Origin of the sequence: Mycolicibacterium palauense (assembly GCF_002592005.1) — a bacterium.
Taxonomy (GTDB): Bacteria; Actinomycetota; Actinomycetes; order Mycobacteriales; family Mycobacteriaceae; genus Mycobacterium; species Mycobacterium palauense.
On sequence record NZ_NVQF01000100.1, the window covers coordinates 1 to 18,359 of the forward strand.

General features: G+C 70.7%; 14 protein-coding genes and 1 pseudogene. 7 read left to right on the top strand and 8 right to left on the bottom strand.

Annotation, left to right across the window (positions count from 1 at the left end):
- Positions 1 to 168 precede the first annotated feature (168 nt).
- The gene (locus CSR00_RS25975) at positions 169 to 510 is read right to left on the bottom strand and encodes a hypothetical protein (RefSeq protein ID WP_099025286.1); all 342 of its coding nucleotides are present in this window, start codon (positions 508 to 510) and stop codon (positions 169 to 171) included.
- Between the two features lie 339 nt (positions 511 to 849).
- On the opposite strand from CSR00_RS25975, the gene CSR00_RS25980 reads away from it, so the two are divergent.
- From CSR00_RS25980 to CSR00_RS26010, 7 genes are all read left to right on the top strand, one after another.
- Positions 850 to 2,556 carry an acyclic terpene utilization AtuA family protein gene (locus CSR00_RS25980; RefSeq protein ID WP_099025287.1) on the top strand — a complete coding sequence of 569 codons (1,707 nt, stop codon included), beginning with the start codon at positions 850 to 852 and terminating at the stop codon, positions 2,554 to 2,556.
- Positions 2,557 to 3,726, top strand: a complete 1,170-nt coding sequence (locus CSR00_RS25985) for an acyl-CoA dehydrogenase family protein (RefSeq protein WP_099025288.1) — start codon at positions 2,557 to 2,559, stop codon at positions 3,724 to 3,726.
- Positions 3,723 to 5,318, top strand: coding sequence for an acyl-CoA carboxylase subunit beta (locus CSR00_RS25990; protein WP_099025289.1), 1,596 nt, complete (start codon positions 3,723 to 3,725; stop codon positions 5,316 to 5,318). Before CSR00_RS25985 ends, CSR00_RS25990 begins: the two co-directional genes overlap by 4 nt.
- Before the next feature lie 12 nt (positions 5,319 to 5,330).
- Positions 5,331 to 7,307: an acetyl/propionyl/methylcrotonyl-CoA carboxylase subunit alpha gene (locus CSR00_RS25995; RefSeq protein WP_099025290.1), complete on the top strand. Its 1,977-nt coding sequence runs from the start codon at positions 5,331 to 5,333 to the stop codon at positions 7,305 to 7,307.
- Between the two features lie 67 nt (positions 7,308 to 7,374).
- Complete coding sequence (locus tag CSR00_RS26000) at positions 7,375 to 8,541, top strand: acyl-CoA dehydrogenase family protein (protein ID WP_099025291.1); 1,167 nt, start codon at positions 7,375 to 7,377, stop codon at positions 8,539 to 8,541.
- Complete coding sequence (locus CSR00_RS26005) at positions 8,541 to 9,338, top strand: enoyl-CoA hydratase family protein (protein ID WP_099025292.1); 798 nt, start codon at positions 8,541 to 8,543, stop codon at positions 9,336 to 9,338. The genes CSR00_RS26000 and CSR00_RS26005 overlap by 1 nt, the downstream gene beginning before the upstream one ends.
- A 48-nt stretch (positions 9,339 to 9,386) precedes the next feature.
- Positions 9,387 to 9,977 carry a DUF1707 SHOCT-like domain-containing protein gene (locus CSR00_RS26010; protein WP_099025293.1) on the top strand — a complete coding sequence of 197 codons (591 nt, stop codon included), beginning with the start codon at positions 9,387 to 9,389 and terminating at the stop codon, positions 9,975 to 9,977.
- Between the two features lie 28 nt (positions 9,978 to 10,005).
- Here the strand turns inward: CSR00_RS26010 and CSR00_RS26015 are convergent, their stop codons facing one another.
- From CSR00_RS26015 to CSR00_RS26045, 7 genes and pseudogenes are all read right to left on the bottom strand, one after another.
- Positions 10,006 to 11,997: a vWA domain-containing protein gene (locus tag CSR00_RS26015; RefSeq protein WP_099025294.1), complete on the bottom strand. Its 1,992-nt coding sequence runs from the start codon at positions 11,995 to 11,997 to the stop codon at positions 10,006 to 10,008.
- The gene (locus CSR00_RS26020; protein WP_099025295.1) at positions 11,990 to 13,387 is read right to left on the bottom strand and encodes a sigma 54-interacting transcriptional regulator; all 1,398 of its coding nucleotides are present in this window, start codon (positions 13,385 to 13,387) and stop codon (positions 11,990 to 11,992) included. Before CSR00_RS26020 ends, CSR00_RS26015 begins: the two co-directional genes overlap by 8 nt.
- Positions 13,388 to 13,453: 66 nt before the next feature.
- On the bottom strand, positions 13,454 to 14,104 hold the full coding sequence (locus tag CSR00_RS26025) for an LpqN/LpqT family lipoprotein (protein WP_245906542.1): 651 nt from the start codon (positions 14,102 to 14,104) through the stop codon (positions 13,454 to 13,456).
- 83 nt (positions 14,105 to 14,187) lie between these two features.
- A complete protein-coding gene (gene purH, locus CSR00_RS26030; RefSeq protein WP_328514772.1) occupies positions 14,188 to 15,777 on the bottom strand; it encodes a bifunctional phosphoribosylaminoimidazolecarboxamide formyltransferase/IMP cyclohydrolase in 1,590 nt (529 codons plus the stop codon).
- Positions 15,774 to 16,403, bottom strand: coding sequence for a phosphoribosylglycinamide formyltransferase (gene purN, locus CSR00_RS26035; protein WP_099025297.1), 630 nt, complete (start codon positions 16,401 to 16,403; stop codon positions 15,774 to 15,776). Before purN ends, purH begins: the two co-directional genes overlap by 4 nt.
- Positions 16,404 to 16,549: 146 nt before the next feature.
- Complete coding sequence (locus tag CSR00_RS26040; RefSeq protein WP_245906544.1) at positions 16,550 to 18,088, bottom strand: cell division protein PerM; 1,539 nt, start codon at positions 18,086 to 18,088, stop codon at positions 16,550 to 16,552.
- Between the two features lie 59 nt (positions 18,089 to 18,147).
- A pseudogene (locus CSR00_RS26045) lies at positions 18,148 to 18,359 on the bottom strand (DUF5336 domain-containing protein); the annotation flags it as partial.

Below are 18,359 nucleotides of genomic sequence, written 5' to 3' on the forward strand. Positions count from 1 at the left end.
TAGGTATTCAGCACGATGCGTCGGCGGCAGGGTCAGATGTGTATACCCGAGCCCCCGAGCCCCCGAAGCTCCGGGAGCGACCCTCGAGTTGCCCGCCTCCGAGCGACAACCGCACCGGAGCCCGGCGGACGAGCCCCTGGACGGCCCCTGGACACGGACCAGGCACGGTCAGCCGGCTCCGGTTGTCGCAACCGTCGACTGCGCTTCGGCGCGCATCGCGAGCACGCGCCGGCGGATGCGGTGCTCGGTCGAGCGCGGCATCGGGCCCGGCCCGTAGCACCCACGCCCCCGTCGCAGCACCCGGCCGCGGGCGGTCTCCCAACGCAGCGCGTCGGAGATGGTCTTCGACGCGCGACCCGGTACGCAGAACCGCCGACGCTGCAGGGCCGCGATCAACTCCGCAACGGTCATGGTCCCGCCCACCCCCAGCTCCATCACCAGCGCGTATCGCAACTCGGTGCCGCGCAGCGGTCTTCCTGCTGTTCCTACCGTCCCGCGTCCTTCGTCCATGGGCCGATGGTTCCGGGGCGGTCCGACACGGAGACCGGTTGTCGCTCAGAGGCGGGCAAACAGGTACCCGGTTCCGGCGCCCGGGCTTCCCGCCGCACATATCCGGCCCGCATATCCGGCCCGCGTATCCGGCACCGCGTATCCGGCACCGCGTATCCGGCACCGCGGGCCGTTCCGCACCGCTGTCCCGGGTCGGCCTGAAACACTTCCCATCGGGGCGACCGCGGCTCGCAGCGACCGCGGCCGCGCGTTCGTGGGTCAACCCCTTGACTCGAGACCTGCGGTACCCAGTAACCTACCGGTTGGTTGGGCGGCGGGGACCTGTCGACAGGAGTGCGCATGACGACGTCTGCGGTTCGCATCGGAAACTGCTCGGGTTTCTACGGTGACCGCTTCGCGGCGATGCGCGAGATGCTCACCGGCGGCGACCTGGACTACCTCACCGGCGACTACCTGGCCGAACTCACCATGCTCATCCTGGGCCGCGACCGGATGAAAAACCCGGACGCCGGCTACGCCAAGACGTTTCTGCGCCAACTGGAGGAATGCCTCGGCCTGGCCACGGACCGCGGCGTGCGGATCGTCACCAACGCCGGCGGCCTGAACCCTGCCGGGCTGGCCCGTGCCGTACGCACCCTCGCCGACGAGCTGGGCCTGGACGTCAACGTCGCCCACGTCGAGGGCGACGACATCCTCGACCGCACCACCGAACTGGGCCTGGGCACTCCGCTGACCGCCAACGCCTACCTGGGCGCCTGGGGAATTGTCGACTGCCTCAACAACGGCGCCGACGTCGTCGTGACGGGGCGGGTGACCGACGCATCGGTCACGGTGGGACCCGCGGCCGCGCACTTCGGCTGGGCACGGGACGACTACGACCGGCTGGCCGGCGCCGTCGTCGCCGGCCACGTCCTCGAATGCGGGATTCAGGCCTGCGGCGGCAACTATGCCTTCTTCACCGAGGTGGACCGCCTCACCTACCCGGGCTTCCCGCTCGCCGAGATCCACCAGGACGGCTCGTCGGTGATCACCAAACACCCCGGCACCGGCGGCGAGGTCAGCGTGGGGACCGTGACGGCCCAACTGCTCTACGAGATCGCCGGCCCGCGATACCCCAACCCCGACGTCACCGCCCGCATGGACACCGCAACCCTGAGCGACCTCTCCGACCAGGGGCCCGACCGCGTCCGCATCAGCGGCGTGGTCGGGGAGCCGCCACCGGCGTCGTTGAAGGTGTCGCTCAACAGCATCGGTGGATTCCGCAACGAGTTCACGTTCGTGCTCACCGGGCTGGACATCGATGCCAAGGCCGAACTGGTGCAGCGCCAGCTCGACGCCACCCTCACCGTGAAGCCGGCCGAGATGCGCTGGACCCTGGCCCGCACCGACCATTCCGATGCCGACACCGAAGAGACCGCCAGCGCACTGCTGCACTGCGTGGTGCGCGACGCCGACGCCGCCAAGGTGGGACGTAAATTCTCCAGCGCCGCAGTGGAACTCGCGTTGGCCAGCTATCCGGGGTTCCACGCCACGACACCGCCGGCAGAAGGACAGGTGTACGGGAGGTTCACCGCCGGGTATGTCGACGCCGCCACCGTCGCACACGTCGCGGTGCACGCCGACGGCAGCCGCACCGAGATCTCCCCGGCCACCGATACCGCCCACGTGCTCCCGGTGGCCGAACCACCGCTGCCGGAACCGCTTCCCGACGGCCCCACGCGACGGGCACCGCTGGGCCTGATCGCCGGCGCCCGCAGCGGCGACAAGGGCGGTTCGGCCAACGTCGGCGTCTGGGTGCGCACCGACGAACAATGGCGCTGGCTGGCACACACACTGACGGTGGACCTGCTCCGGCGCCTGCTTCCCGAGACCGCCGGCCTCGCCGTCACCCGCCACCTGCTGCCCAACCTGCGCGCGGTCAACTTCGTCATCGACGACCTGCTCGGCGAGGGCGTCGCCTACCAGGCGCGCTTCGACCCCCAGGCCAAGGCGCTGGGTGAATGGCTGCGCAGCCGTCACGTCGACCTACCGGAAAGCCTGATCTGAGTGAGCATCTGGACCACCCCCGAACGCGAACAGTTGCGCAAGACGGTGCGCAGCTTCGCCGAGCGCGAGATCCTGCCCCACGCCCGCGACTGGGAGGAGGCCGGCGAACTCCCGCGCGAATTGCACCGCACGGCCGGTGAGGCGGGCCTGCTCGGCGCGCCCTTCCCCGAATCGGTGGGCGGGGGCGGCGGCGACGGCGCCGACGCGGTGGTCATCTGCGAGCAACTGCACGAATCAGGAGCCCCCGGGGGCGTTTTCGCCTCACTGTTCACCTGCGGGATCGCGGTCCCACACATGGTGGCCTCCGGTGATGCGCACCTGATCGACACCTTCGTGCGGCCGACGCTGTCCGGAGACAAGATCGGCGCGCTGGCCATCACCGAGCCCGGCGGCGGCTCCGATGTCGGGCACCTGAGCACGCGCGCCGAACTCACCTCGGACGGCGGCGAGCCCCACTACGTGGTCAACGGCGCAAAAACCTTCATCACCTCCGGGGTGCGCGCCGACTACGTGGTCACCGCGGTGCGCACCGGGGGCCCCGGCGCCGGCGGCGTGTCCCTGCTCGTCGTCGAGAAGGGCACCCCCGGCTTCGAGGTCACCCGCAAACTGGACAAGATGGGCTGGCGGTGCAGCGACACCGCCGAGCTGTCCTTCACCGACGTGCGCGTCCCCGCCAGGAACCTGGTCGGCGCCGAGAACACGGGGTTCCTGCAGATCGCCCAGGCCTTCGTCGCCGAACGGGTCGGACTGGCCGCACAGGCCTACTCCAGCGCGCAGCGCTGCCTGGACCTCACCGTGCAGTGGTGCCGGGACCGCCAGACATTCGGCCGCCCACTGATCTCGCGGCAGTCGGTGCAGAACACGCTCGCCGAGATGGCCCGGCGCACCGACGTCGCGCGGGTCTACGCGCGCCGGGTCGTGGAGCGACAACTGGAGTCCGGATCCGGCGACCCCGACCTGATCACCGCCGTGTGCTTCGCCAAGAACACCGCCGTCGAGGCCGGCGAGTGGGTGGCCAACCAGGCCGTCCAGCTCTTCGGCGGTATGGGCTACATGGCCGAGTCCGAGGTCGAACGCCAGTACCGCGACATGCGCATCCTGGGAATCGGCGGCGGAACCACCGAAATCCTCACCGCGCTGGCCGCCAAAACGCTTGGATACCAGTCGTGACCGCGTTGACATCCAGCCTGGATCCGGGATCGGCCGAGTACGCCGCGGCCGCCGAGGCCACCACCGCCAAACTCGCCGAGATCGACGCCGAGTTCGCCAAGGCCGCCGACGGCGGCGGCGCGAAGTACGTCGAGCGCCACCGCGCCCGCGGCAAGCTGACCGCCCGTGAACGCATCGAGGCTCTCGTCGACCCCGACTCCCCGTTCCTGGAGCTGTGCCCACTGGCCGCCTACGGCAGCGCCTTCCAGGTGGGTGCGAGCATGGTGATCGGCATCGGCGTCGTGGAGGACACCGAATGCCTGATCGTCGCCAACGACCCCACCGTCAAGGGCGGGACGAGCAACCCCTGGACTCTCCGGAAGATTCTGCGCGCCAACAAGATCGCATTCGAGAACCGGCTGCCGGTGATATCGCTGGTGGAGTCCGGCGGCGCGGACCTGCCCACCCAGAAGGAGATCTTCATCCCCGGGGGCCAGATGTTCCGGGACCTCACCCGGCTCTCGGCCGCCGGCATCCCGACGATCGCGCTGGTGTTCGGCAACTCCACCGCCGGCGGCGCCTACATCCCCGGGATGTCCGATCACGTGGTGATGATCAGGGAACGGTCCAAGGTGTTCCTGGCCGGCCCGCCGCTGGTGAAGATGGCCACCGGTGAGGAATCCGACGACGAGGCCCTCGGTGGCGCCGAGATGCACGCCCGCACTTCGGGACTGGCCGACTATCTGGCCGTCGACGAGCTCGACGCGATCCGGATCGGCAGGCGCATCGTGGCCCGGCTCAACCGGACCAAGCAGGGCCCCGCGCCCGCCCCGGTGGTGCCGCCGTTGTTCGACGAGGACGAGTTGATCGGGATCGTGCCGGCGGACCTGCGCATTCCCTTCGACCCGCGCGAGGTGATCGCACGCATCGTGGACGGCTCGGACTTCGACGAGTTCAAGCCGCTCTACGGCTCGTCACTGGTGACCGGCTGGGCGCGGCTGCACGGCTACCCGGTGGGCATCCTGGCCAATGCCCGGGGCGTGCTGTTCAGCGAGGAGTCGCAGAAGGCCACCCAGTTCATCCAGCTGGCCAACCAGTCCGACACGCCGCTTCTGTTCCTGCACAACACGACCGGATACATGGTGGGCCGGGCCTATGAGGAAGGCGGCATGATCAAGCACGGCGCGATGATGATCAACGCGGTGTCCAACTCGACGGTGCCGCACATCTCGCTGTTGATCGGCGCCTCCTACGGGGCGGGGCACTACGGGATGTGTGGGCGCGCCTACGACCCGCGCTTCCTGTTCGCCTGGCCGTCGGCGAAGTCGGCGGTCATGGGCGGAGCGCAGCTGGCGGGGGTGCTCTCGATCGTCAGCCGCGCCGCCGCGCAGGCCCGCGGGCAGCAGGTGGACGAGGAGGCCGACGCCGCGATGCGCGCCGCGGTGGAGAATCAGATCGAGGCCGAGTCGCTGCCGCTGGTGCTGTCCGGGATGCTCTACGACGACGGCGTCATCGACCCCCGGGACACCCGCACCGTCCTGGGCATGTGCCTGTCGGCCATCGCCAACGCTCCGATCGCGGGGACGCCGGGCTACGGCGTCTTCCGGATGTAGGAGGTGCGAGACGTGATCAACCGGATCCTGGTGGCCAACCGCGGCGAGATCGCCCGGCGGGTGTTCGCCACCTGCCGCCGGCTCGGTATCTCCACGGTGGCCGTCTACACCGACCCCGATACCGCGGCGCCGCACGTCGCCGAGGCCGACGCGCGGGTTCGGCTGCCCGGCACCGACGGCTATCTGGACATCGACGCCATCCTGGCGGCGGCCCGGGCCACCGGCGCCGACGCGATCCATCCCGGGTACGGGTTCCTCTCCGAGAACGCCGAATTCGCCACCGCGGTCGAGGTCGTCGGCCTGCGCTGGATCGGCCCGCCGGCCGAGGCGGTCAGGGCGATGGGCTCCAAGATCGAGTCCAAGAAGATGATGGCCGCCGCCGGTGTGCCGGTGCTCGACGAACTCGACCCCGACACCATCACCGGACAGCACCTGCCGGTGCTGGTGAAGGCCTCCGCAGGGGGCGGCGGGCGCGGCATGCGGGTGGTGACGTCGTTGGCGGATCTGGAGGGCGAGGTCGCCGCCGCCGGCCGCGAGGCGCAGTCGGCGTTCGGTGACCCCACGGTGTTCTGTGAGCGCTACCTGCCCACGGGCCACCACATCGAGGTGCAGGTCATGGCCGACACCCACGGCACCGTGTGGCCGGTCGGCGAGCGGGAGTGCTCCATCCAGCGCCGCCACCAGAAGATCATCGAGGAAGCCCCCTCCCCGCTGGTCGAGCGCGTGCCGGACATGCGCGAGCGACTGTTCGAGGCGGCCCGGCTGGCCGCCGGCACCATCGGCTACACCGGGGCGGGCACCGTGGAGTTCCTGGCCTCGGATCAGGGCGAGTTCTACTTCCTGGAGATGAACACCCGGCTGCAGGTCGAGCACCCGGTCACCGAGGCCACCACCGGCCTGGATCTGGTGGAGCTGCAGATCCGGGTCGCCGAGGGAGACCGGCTGGATCCGCAGCCCCCGCCCACCCGCGGACACGCGATCGAGGCCCGGCTCTACGCCGAGGATCCCGCCCGCAACTGGCAACCGCAGGCGGGCACCGTGCACCGCGTCGACGTGGCGCGTGCACGCGCCCACTTCGAGTCCGACGGCCGCGACCCGCAGGCGCCGGTGGTCCGGCTGGATTCCGGCGTGCTCGACGGCTCGCAGGTGTCGATCCACTACGACCCCATGCTGGCGAAGGTGATCTCCTATGCGCCGCAGCGGGAACGGGCGGTGCGGGCGCTCGCCGACGCGCTGGCGCGGGCCCGGGTGCACGGGGTCGGCACCAACCGCGACCTGCTGGTCAACGTGCTGCGGCACCCGGCCTTCCTGGATGGCGAGACCGACACCGCCTTCTTCGACACCCACGGTCTGACCGAGCTGGCCGCGCCGCTGATCGACGACGCCGGTGCGCGGCTGTGCGCGGTGGCCGCCGCCCTCGCCGACGCCGCGGCCAACCGAGCCGCCGCACGCGTGCTGGCCGGGCTGCCGGGCGGGTGGCGCAACGTCGGCGCCGGGGACCAGGTCAAGACCTACCGCAGCACCGCCGACACCGAGTACCGGATCCGCTACCGCCATTGCCGAACCGGCGTGGCGCTGCCCGACGACGAGGGCGTGCGGGTGGTCTCGGCGACCGCCGAGCGGGTGGTGCTCGCCGAACCTTCCGGCGCCGAGTCGACCTACGACGTCAGCCGCTACGGCGCGCGCACCTGTGTGGACACCCCGGCCGGGGGAATCGAATTCAGCGTCGTCCCACGGTTCGTCGAGCCCGGCTCGACGATCGCCAAGGGATCGCTGGTGGCCCCGATGCCCGGCCTGGTGATCCGCGTCGGCACCGAGGCCGGCGCCGAGGTCTCCCTCGGCCAGCCGCTGATCTGGCTGGAGGCCATGAAAATGGAGCACACCCTGACCGCGCCCGCCGACGGCGTGCTCGCCGAACTGCATGTCGGGCCCGGCGACCAGGTCGACGTGGGCGCCGTGCTGGCGCGCGTCGACACCCCCGAGCCCTAGCCACCCGAGCCGACCAGCCACGAACCGACAACCGACGGCCGACAACCCGAACACAAGTGAGGCACCCATGACCGACACCGGTTTCATCGAAAGCCCGGAACGCCAGGCGCTGCGCAAGGCGGTGGCCGCGATGGCCGCCAACTACGGCCAGGACTACTACCTGGAGAAGGCCCGGGCCGGCGAACACACCACCGAATTGTGGAACGAGGCCGGCAAGCTCGGCTTCATCGGCGTCAACCTGCCCGAGGAGTACGGCGGCGGCGGCGCGGGGATGTACGAACTGTCGTTGGTGATGGAGGAGATGGCCGCCGCCGGGTCGGCACTGCTGATGATGGTGGTCTCCCCCGCCATCAACGGCACCATCATCTCCAAGTTCGGTACCGAGGAGCAGAAGAAACGCTGGGTCCCCGGCATCGCCGACGGGTCGATCACCATGGCGTTCGCGATCACCGAACCCGACGCCGGATCCAACTCGCACAAGATCACCACCACCGCGCGACGCGACGGCAGCGACTGGATCCTCTCCGGGCAGAAGGTCTACATCTCCGGGGTCGACCAGGCCCAGGCGGTGCTGGTCGTCGGCCGCACCGAAGAGGCGAGGACGGGCAACCTGCGCCCGGCGCTGTTCGTGGTGCCCACCGACACCCCCGGGCTCAGCTACACCAAGATCCCGATGGAGATCGTCAGCCCGGAGTTCCAGTTCCAGCTGTTCCTCGACGAGGTCCGGCTGCCGGCCGACGCGCTGGTGGGCTCCGAGGACGCCGCGATCGCGCAGCTGTTCGCCGGCCTGAACCCCGAACGCATCATGGGCGCGGCCAGCGCGGTGGGCATGGGACGCTTCGCGATCGACAAGGCCACCGGGTACGTCAAGACCCGCCAGGTCTGGAAGACACCGATCGGGGCCCATCAGGGCATCTCACACCCGCTGGCCCAGAACCACATCGAGGTGGAACTGGCCAAGCTGATGATGCAGAAGGCCGCGACGCTCTACGACACCGGCGACGACTTCGGTGCCGCCGAGGCGGCCAACATGGCCAAGTACGCCGCCGGTGAGGCATCCGTGCGCGCCGTCGACCAGGCCGTGCAGTCCCTCGGCGGCAACGGGCTGACCAAGGAGTACGGCATCGCCTCGGTGCTCACCGCGTCCAGGCTGGCCCGCATCGCCCCGGTCAGCCGCGAGATGATCCTCAACTTCGTCGCGCAGACCTCGCTGGGCCTGCCCCGTTCGTACTGATGGACTCCCCCGTCGACTACGCGGTGTCCGGTCGGGTCGCCCGCCTGACCCTGAACTCGCCGCACAACCGCAACGCGCTGTCCTCGGCGCTGGTGGCCGGTCTGCACCAGGGGCTGCGCGACGCCGTCAACGATCCGCGTGTGCGGGTGGTGGTCCTCGGTCACACCGGGTCGACGTTCTGCGCGGGCGCCGACCTCAGCGAGGCCGGAGCGGGTGACCCGGTGTCCGCGGCGGCCGCGCGGGCCGCCGAGATGACCACCGTGCTGCGCGCGATCGTGGAGTGCCCGCGGCCGGTCATCGGCGCGGTCGACGGGCATGTCCGCGCCGGCGGGATGGGCCTGGTGGGCGCGTGCGACATGGTGGTCGCCGGACCGCAGAGCACCTTCGCGCTGACCGAGGCACGCATCGGGGTGGCGCCGGCGATCATCTCGTTGACGTTGCTGCCCAAGCTCGCACCGCGTGCCGCGGGTCGCTATTACCTCACCGGTGAGACGTTCACCGCTGCCCGCGCCGAGGAGATCGGGCTCGTCACGGCGGCGGTCACCGATTCGGCCGACGTGCCCACCACCGTGGAGGCGATGGTGACGGCGTTGGGCAAGGCCTCCCCCCAGGGCCTGGCGGCCTCGAAGGCGCTGACCACCGCGTCGATCCTGGCCGGCTTCGACCGCGACGCCGAGCGGCTGACGCTGGAGTCCGCGCAGCTGTTCGTCTCCGACGAGGCCCGCGAGGGGATGCTGGCGTTTCTGCAGAAACGTCCGCCGGCGTGGGCGCAGGAACCGGGCGGATCGGATCACTAGCAAGTCCAACCTTTGCTGTTGACCAGGTTCGTCGTAGGCTCGTGCGTGATGAGCGAATCAGCGTCGCGCGACTCATCGCTGCGAGCCGCCGACACCGACCGGATTCAGACTGCGCAGCTGCTGACCGATGCGGCCGCGCAGGGGAGGCTGAACCTGTCGGAGTACGAGACGCGGCTGGCCAAGGCCTATGCGGCGACCACCTATCGGGAGCTCGACCGGCTCTCGGCCGACCTGCCCGGCATCGCCAACACCCGCCGCGGGGCCTGCAAACCCGCACCCTCGACGGTGCTGCTGGCGATCATGAGTGGTTTCGAGCGTCGCGGCCGCTGGAACGTGCCGCGGAAGATGACGACGTTCACGCTGTGGGGCGGCGGGGTGGTCGACCTGCGCTACGCCGACTTCACCTCCCACGAGGTCGACATCCGGGCCTACTCCATCATGGGCGGGCAGACCATCCTGCTGCCGATGGAGGTCAACGTCGACGTGCACGGTGTCGGCGTGATGGGGGCCTTCGACCACAACATCGAGCAGGCCGGTGCGGTGGGCGCCCCGCACATCACCATCAAGGGCTTCTCACTGTGGGGCAGCGTCGGCATCAAACGCAAGAAGCGCCGCCGGCAGCGCGCCGACCAGAACTGACCCGGCCCCGGCCAACTCCCCCGGCCGGCTACCCGCGGCGCCGCCGCGAGCGCAGGTAGTCGCCGACCACCGCGGCGCCGAGCCCGTCGAGGTCGGGTTCCACGACACGGCCCTCCACCCGGCGCGCCACCTGGTCGATGAACCGGGCCAGGCCCGGGTCGCTGCCCAACCGGAAGATGGTCACCTGCGCACCCATCCGCGAGATCTCGTCGAAACCCTTGACGGTGTGGGCGATGGTGCGCGGGTGCGGCGGGTAATCGAAAAACACGGAAGAACCCTCCCCGTCGCCGAAGTCCTCCAGGTGCGCGGTGGGTTCGCCGTCGGTGACGATCAGCACCACCGGTTGCGCGTTGGGATGGCGGCGCAGATGCCGCGTGGCCAGCGCGAGGGCGTGGTGCAGATTGGTGCCCTGTTCGTAGACCCCCTCCAGACCGGTCAGTTCCGCCGCGCTCACCGTTCGCGCGTAGCGGCCGAAGGCGATGATCTGCAACGCATCCGAGCGGAACCGCGTGCTCACCAGGTGGTTGAGCGCCAGCGCGGTGCGCTTCATCGGCAGCCAGCGGTTCTCCATCACCATCGAGAACGAGGTGTCGACCAGCAGCGCGACCGCGGCCTGGGTTCGGGTCTCGGTCTCGGAGACCTCGACGTCCTCGACGGTGATGCCGATGGGCTTGGCCGTCTCCCCGGTGCCGGCCTGCCGCAACACGGCGTTCGTGAGCGTCCGGGTCACGTTCCAGGGTTCGGTGTCGCCGAACGCCCACGGCCGCGTCGCCCCGGTCAGCTCCCCGGCCGCGCCCGCGCGCCGGGTTTCACGTTCGCCGTGCCGGCCCGAAAGTTGTTGGGCCACATCACGCAGCGCGGTCTGCCCGAGCCGCCGCATCGCCTTGGGCGACAGCCGCCACGACCCGTCGGAGCTGCGGTCCAGGAAGCCCTGATTCATCAGCGCGCGTTCGAGCTCGGACAGGGTGCGCGCGTCGACCGCGGCCTCGTCGCCGAGCTGGCGGGCCAGCATGTCCAGATCGACATCGTCCATGGTGGCCCCGGCGTAGCTCTGCGAGAGCTGCTCGGCCAGCTGCTCCAGTTCACTGATGTCGGCCAGCGCCTGCGCACCCTCGCCCATGCCGAGGGGATCGTCGCCGGAGAAACGCTGCGAGCCGCTCCAGTCCTCGCCCGGCCGCGCCGCCTGCAGGTGCGAGTCGAGCCGGTTCAGCGCGTTCATCAGCGACGGCGACCCGAACGCCTGCTGGGCCAGCGAGTCCAGCTCGGCGCGCTGCTGGTCGGACAGGCTGTTGCGGAACCGCTGCGCGGCCGCGGCCCGGGCGGCCAGCGAGTCCAGCAGCTCGTCGATGTTCTTCGGGTTCTCCGGGAAGAACTCGCCGTGCTTGGCCATGAACTCCCGAAAGTCCTGGTCGGTGTCCTGGCCCTTGGCGTGCTTGTCCAACAGCTCGTTGAGGTCGTCGAGCATGTCGTTGACCCGCTGACGGTCCTCGTCGGTGGCGTTCTCCAGCGCCTCCTTCATCCCCGCGAACCGCTGGTCAAGCATCTCGCGGCCCAGCAGATCCTTGATCTGGTCGTATTTCTCCCGGGCCTCGCCGCTGCGCCAGTCGTACTCGCTGAGTTCCTGCACGGCCTTGGCCGGCGAGGGAGAGAGCGCGTCGAGCTGCAGTTCACCGAAGCGGGCGTCGTCGTCGAGCGCCCGGGCCAGCTCCTTGCGTTCGGCCAGCACCGCCTCGTCGAGCAGTCGCTTGATGTCCTGCAGGGTGCCGTCGAGATTGTTGTTCTGCAGCAGCTCTCTGCGCTTGCGGTTGGCCTCGGCGGCCAACCGGTCGGCGCCGGGCATGTCACGGGTCCCGCGGCGCATCAACTCGGCCAGCGCACGGCGCGGCGAGCTGCCCTCCATCACGTCCTGGCCGATCTGTTCCAGGGCGTCACGCAGATCGACCGGCGGCGCCAGCGGGTCCGGCCCGCCGGTGTAGCGGGAATACCTGCTGGTGCGCCCCGAGGATCCGCGATCAGCCATAGACGGTTTCCCCCTCACCGGAGACCTTGTCGATCCGCTTGGCCAGATACAGCGCCTCCAGCGCCAGCTCCACCGCGGCGGCGCGCTGGCCGTCGGTCTGGGCGTCCAGCCGCGCGGCGACGTCGTCGAGCACCGGCAGGTCGGGCAGCGCGGCCAGCACGTCCTTGGCGCTGACCCGTTCGCCGGTGGTCACCGGCGAACCCTCCTCCACCGCAGCGACCAGCGGCCCCACGTCGAGACCGCCGAGCGCCCGGGAGGCGGTGTCGGCCGTGGCGCGGCGCAACAGGTGTTCCAGCACCGCCTGCTCGCGGCCCTCCTCGCCGGACTCGAACTCCAGCTTGCCCCGCAGCACGTCGATCACCGTGCCCAGGTCGACCACCCGGGCCACCGGCTCCTGTTCCCCGAGGATCGCGCCGCGGTGGCGGGCCGAGGCCGCCACCGTTTCGGCGGCCGCGATCGCGAACCGCGCCGAGACCCCCGAACGCTGGTCGACGGCGTTGGATTCGCGCAGCAGCCGGGCGAAACGGGCGATGATCGCCATCAGGTACGCCGGCACCTCGGCGGACAGGTGGGACTCCTGGGCGATCACGCTCACCTCGGCGTCGAGTTCCAGCGGGTAGTGGGTGCGGATCTCGGCGCCGAACCGGTCCTTGAGCGGGGTGATGATGCGGCCGCGGTTGGTGTAGTCCTCGGGGTTGGCGCTGGCGACCACCAGCACGTCCAGCGGCAACCGCAGGGTGTACCCGCGGACCTGGATGTCGCGTTCCTCCATCACGTTGAGCATCGACACCTGGATCCGTTCGGCCAGGTCGGGCAGCTCGTTGACGGCGACGATGCCGCGGTGCGCCCGCGGGATGAGCCCGTAGGCGATGGTCTCGGGGTCGCCCAGGCTGCGCCCCTCGGCGACCTTGACCGGGTCGATGTCGCCGACGAGGTCGGCCACGCTGGTGTCGGGGGTGGCCAGCTTCTCGGTGTAGCGGTCGCTGCGGTGGCGCCATTCGATGGGCAGGTCGTCACCGGACTCGGCGACCCGCCGGATCGACTCCGGGGTGATCGGCGAGTAGGGGTGCTCACCGAGCTCGGCGCCGGCGATCACCGGTGTCCACTCGTCGAGCAGGCCGGTCAGTGCCCGCAGCAGCCGGGTCTTGCCCTGTCCGCGCTCACCGAGCAGGACGAAGTCGTGCCCGGCGATCAGGGCCCGCTCCACCTGCGGCAGCACCGTGTCCTCGAACCCGAGAATGCCGGGCCAGATTTCGGCGGCGACGTCACCGCCGGCCGCGAGCCGGGCCAGCAGATTCTCGCGGATTTCCTGCTTGACGCCCCTCTCCTGGTGGCCGGAAGCACGCAGCTCGCCAAGGGTGCGGGGCAGGTTGTTAGCTGATGTCACCACTCCACGCTACGACTGTCCCCGACATGGGGCACGCGTTCGGGTCCCGATTCCGGGTTCCCGGGCCGCTCAGTCGGCCGGTGGGAGCATCTGGAAACCGGTCAGGATCTGTTCGGCGTCGGTCTTGAAGATCCGGTTCTGCGGATCGGTGGTCTGCACCGTCACCGAGGCGGCGTAGGTGGCGTCCTCGGTGTGCAGCACCACACACACCACCACCGCCGGATGGGGGCCGACCGTGCCCATCGCGGGCGTCATGTAGTGGATGGTCTCGGCGGGCAGGCCGCACAGCGTGTGCTTGGTGACCTCCAGGTCGGTGGCACCGAATCCGGACTGCAGCGAGTGCCGCTCGGCGTCGAAGACCTCGTCGGCCTCGGTGATGCCCCGGTCGCTCTCCAGCGTCACCACCGCGGTCGGAGCGAAATTGTCCTGGGTCAGGTCGCGGTTGCCCATCATGAACCGGATCAGCTCGGAATCCATCATCGTCGAGCGTTTCCAGCCCTTGGGCTGCGGGATCTTCATGACCGGTTCGCCGGTGGCGGTCGGGATCGTGGTCAGCGGCGCCTCGACGGAGGTGCAGTCGGCCGCCGCGGCGGCCGGCGCCCTACCCAGGTCGGGGGCCGGCACCACCTGCGCGTCCTCGACGTAGCGAGTGCACGACGTGGTCGCGGAGGCGGTCAGCAGCGCGACACCGGCCGCGGCGACGGCGACGATCCTGGGCATGCTCAGCATGATGTCAACCTATCGCCCCGCGGCGGGTCCAGCGGGCAACCGGCGGGGCAGGCCAGCTGGACACCGACCGGGTATCAGTGCGCGAAGTGCCGTTCACCGGTGAGGTACAAGGTGATGCCGGCCTTGGCGGCGGCCTCGGTGACCTGCTCGTCCCGCATCGACCCGCCGGGGTGGACGACGGCCTTCACACCCGCCGCGGTCAGCGTCTCCAGCCCGTCGGGGAACGGGAAGAACGCGTCGGAGGCGGCCACCGCGCCGCGGGTGCGCTCACCGGCGCGTTCGACCGCCAGCCGGGCCGCGTCGACGCGGTTGACCTGGCCCATCCCGACGCCGACGGTCGCTCCGTCGGCGGCGATCACGATCGCGTTGGATTTCACCGCCCGGCAGGTGCGCCAGGCGAATTTCAGGTCGGCCAGGGTCGCGGGGTCGGCGGGCGATCCCGTCGCCAGGGTCCAGGTGTCGGGGTCGTCGCCGGCGGCGTCGAGCGCGTCACGGGTCTGCACCAGCAGACCACCGCTGATCTGGCGGAACTCGGTGCCGCCCTCCATCGGTTCGGAGGCGACCAGCACGCGGATGTTCTTCTTGCGGGACAGGATCTCCACCGCACCGTTCTCGTAGGCCGGCGCCACGATGACCTCGGTGAAGATCTCGGCGACGCGTTCGGCCATCTCGACGCTGACGGTGGTGTTCGCCGCGATCACCCCGCCGAACGCGCTCAACGGATCACACTCGTGGGCCTTGCGGTGGGCGTCGGCCACCGACACCGCCGACACCGCGATCCCGCACGGATTGGCGTGCTTGATGATCGCCACACAGATGTCCTGGTGGTCGAACGCCGCCCGCCAGGCCGCGTCGGCGTCGGTGAAGTTGTTGTAGGACATCTCTTTTCCGTGCAGCTGCTCGGCCTGGGCCAGACCCGGCCAGCCGCCGTCGTCGGTGTAGAGGGCCGCCTGCTGGTGCGGGTTCTCCCCGTAGCGCAGGACCGCGGCACGCCGCCAGGTCTGCCCCCGCCACTGCTCCAGCGGCCCGGCCCCGTCCTCGGGGGCCAGCGTGGCCGACATCCAGGACGCCACCGCCACGTCGTACTCGGCGGTGTGCCGAAATGCCAACGCCGCCAGTTTCTTCCGCTCGTCGAGGGTGAACCCGCCGTGCCGGACTGCCGCCAGCACCCCGTCGTACCCCAGCGGGTCGACGACCACCGCCACGCTGGGGTGGTTCTTGGCGGCCGCGCGCACCATCGACGGGCCGCCGATGTCGATCTGCTCGACGCACTCGTCGATGCCGGCACCCGAGGACACCGTCTCGGTGAAGGGGTAGAGGTTGACCACGACGAGGTCGAAGGGTTCGACCTCGAGCTGGCGCAGCGCCGCGAGGTGTTCGGGTTTGCGGGTGTCGGCCAGCAGCCCGGCATGCACCTTCGGGTGCAGGGTCTTGACCCGGCCGTCGAGCACCTCCGGGAAGCCGGTCACGAACTCCACCGGTGTCACCGGGATACCCTTGTCGGCAATCGTTTTCGCCGTCGACCCGGTGGAGACCAGGGATACTCCCGCGGCGTGCAGGCCGGCGGCCAGCTCCGCCAGCCCGGTCTTGTCGTAGACACTGATCAGGGCCCGGCGGATCGGCCGCTTGCCCTCGATCCCCGTCAACCTCTCGACACCAGTCATCCTATGGTCGCCTTTCGTCCACTCCAGGTGACGCCGCGCGTTGCTATCGCGGCCAGCACGTCCACCAGTAGGCGTCGTTCGACGACCTTGATGCGTTCGTGCAGAGTCTCTTCGTCGTCGTCGTCGAGCACCTCGACGGCACGCTGGGCCAGGATCGGGCCGGTGTCGGTGCCGGCGTCGACCAGGTGCACGGTGGTCCCGGTGACCTTGACCCCGTAGGCCAGCGCGTCGGCGACCGCGTGGGCGCCCGGAAAGGCCGGTAGCAGCGCCGGGTGGGTGTTGACGATGCGGGCGGGGAACCGGGACAGGAACCCCGGGCCGAGGATCTTCATGAAGCCGGCCGACACGACGATGTCGGGCCGGTGCAGTGCGGCCTGTTCGGTGATGGCGGTGTCCCAGGCCGCGCGGTCGGGATGGTCGCGCAGGCGGGTGGTGAAGGTCGGCACGCCGGCGGCGGCGGCGATCTCGCCGGCGCGGCAGTCGCGGTCGAGCCCGACGGCCACCACCCGTGCCGGGTAGTCGCCGGCGGCGGATTCCAGCAGCGAGGCCAGCAGCGAACCGGTGCCGGATGCCAGCACCACCAACCGGGCCGGTGCGCTGGGAGGCACTCGGAGCGGTTGCTGCACGCCTAGAGCCTAATGGGTGGTTACCGCAGCGTCAGTCGGGGTCCGGCCGGTGTCGGAGCGGGAGTCGCGCGGTCACCGGGAAGGTCACCGGACCGGTCCACCGGGGATCATCGTGGGGGATCATCGTGCGGGATCACTGCGGGGGATCACTGCGGGGGATCACTGCCGGGATCGTTGTCGGCGTCGAGCAGATCCTCGGCGTCGGGCAGATCGGCCAGCGCGGCACGGTCGACGGGCGGACGGGGCACGGGGGCACCGGGTTGCTCGTCCGGCGGCCCGGGGACGCCCCTAACGGGCTCGTCGGGGTCGACTGGATCGACGGCGTCGTCGGCCTCGACGGTGGTCCCGGTGACTTCGGTGACCTCGATGACCTCGGTGACGTCGATGACGTCGGCGTCCTCGGTGAGGTCGGAGTCCTCCCCGGCCGACGGGTCGGCACCGGCGGATGCCGTGCCACCGTCGCGGGATGTCGGCCCGGGCAGCACCAGGGGTGTGGTCTCGGCGTCGGTGTCGACGGCCCGGCCGGGCGGGTCGGGTGCGCGGGCCGGCCTCGGCCGGCGGGTCAGGCCGCCGGACATCGAGACGGTCAGCGCCCCGATCACGAAGAACCACAGGAACACCGCCGGACCGTAGGTGGCCTGGTCCACGCCGACGGCACCGAAGTTGCCCAGCTGCCCACCGGCGGCATATCCCAGCAGCGCCATCGCCGTCGCGCCGAGCAGGGCGGCGGCCGCGAGCTTGGCCAGGGCCGGCAGCAGCGGCAGCGGGCGACGGGCGCACTGCTGACCGACGGCCACCGCCGCGGCCGCCCCGATGATCAGCAGCGCCACCCACACCGGTCCCAGCGGCGGCGTCGGGGCGGCGGCCAGCACGGGCAGCGCGGGGATGTCCCCGCCGAGCACGGTGAACGAACTGAAGGTGGCGAAGCCGATGTGCGAACTGGACCCCACCGCCATGGCGGTGCCTCCGACGATCACGTTGGGGGCGTAGAGCACCGACAGCACCGTCAGGCTGAGCTGACCGAACAACGAGTCGGTGATCGCGAAGAGCTCGTGCATGGTGCCCCAGTGCACGACCAGCGACAACGCGGTCACCGCGGCGCTCAGCCCGAACAGCGCCAGCACGCCGGCCGCCGCGGCGCGCACGGAATCGGACAACCACAGCGGCAGCCGGCAGGCCACCAGCGCCCGGCGGCCCACCTTGGAGCCGACGCCGATCGCCGCGCCGATGACGTGCACGACGAGCACGCCCGTGAAAGCCCGCAGCGCGCTGGGGGTCTGAAGCTCGGTCAGCACCGAGGAGGCGTCGTGGATCACCGCCAGGGCGATGGCCGCGATGAGTAGCGGTCCCCCGATCGCCGAGGCGACCACCCACCGGATCACGAACCACGAGGCGCGCGGGGCGGTGGCCAGCGCGGTGGTCCGGGCGGTGCCCCACACCATGAGAAGGACGGGGAGGAGCGGCATCGCGCCGAGTTCGCGGCCGGCGATCGAGATGGGTACCTGGTGTACGCCGAGCCACATGCTGGCGATCGCGCCCAGCGCGCCCGTCATGTCGCTGTTGGCGATCAGCAGCTGGACGAGCACTACCGCCGCGATGACGACCAGCGCCACCATCGCCGGGCCGAACGCGACCCGCACCAGGTCACGAGCCTGGCGTGCCCCAGCCGTGCGGTTGTCCTGCATTCACGTCAGACGGCGCACACCCGGCCGTCTAGACCTGGGCCAGGTGTGCGCCACCGCATCTAGCTGGGAGAGGAACCGGAGGACGGCTGTGACGGGGCCTCGTGCTGCCCGGACCCCTGGCCCCCGGCGGGCGGGGTCTGCGGCTGGCCCGAGCCGACGGCCGGCGGGGGGCTGAAGCTGGGGAAGCCGGTCGGTGGGGTCGGCGGGCCGTTCTGGGCGTCCGACTGGGTGCCGCCCTGCCCACCCTGCTGCGGGCCCGGGGCGCCGTACC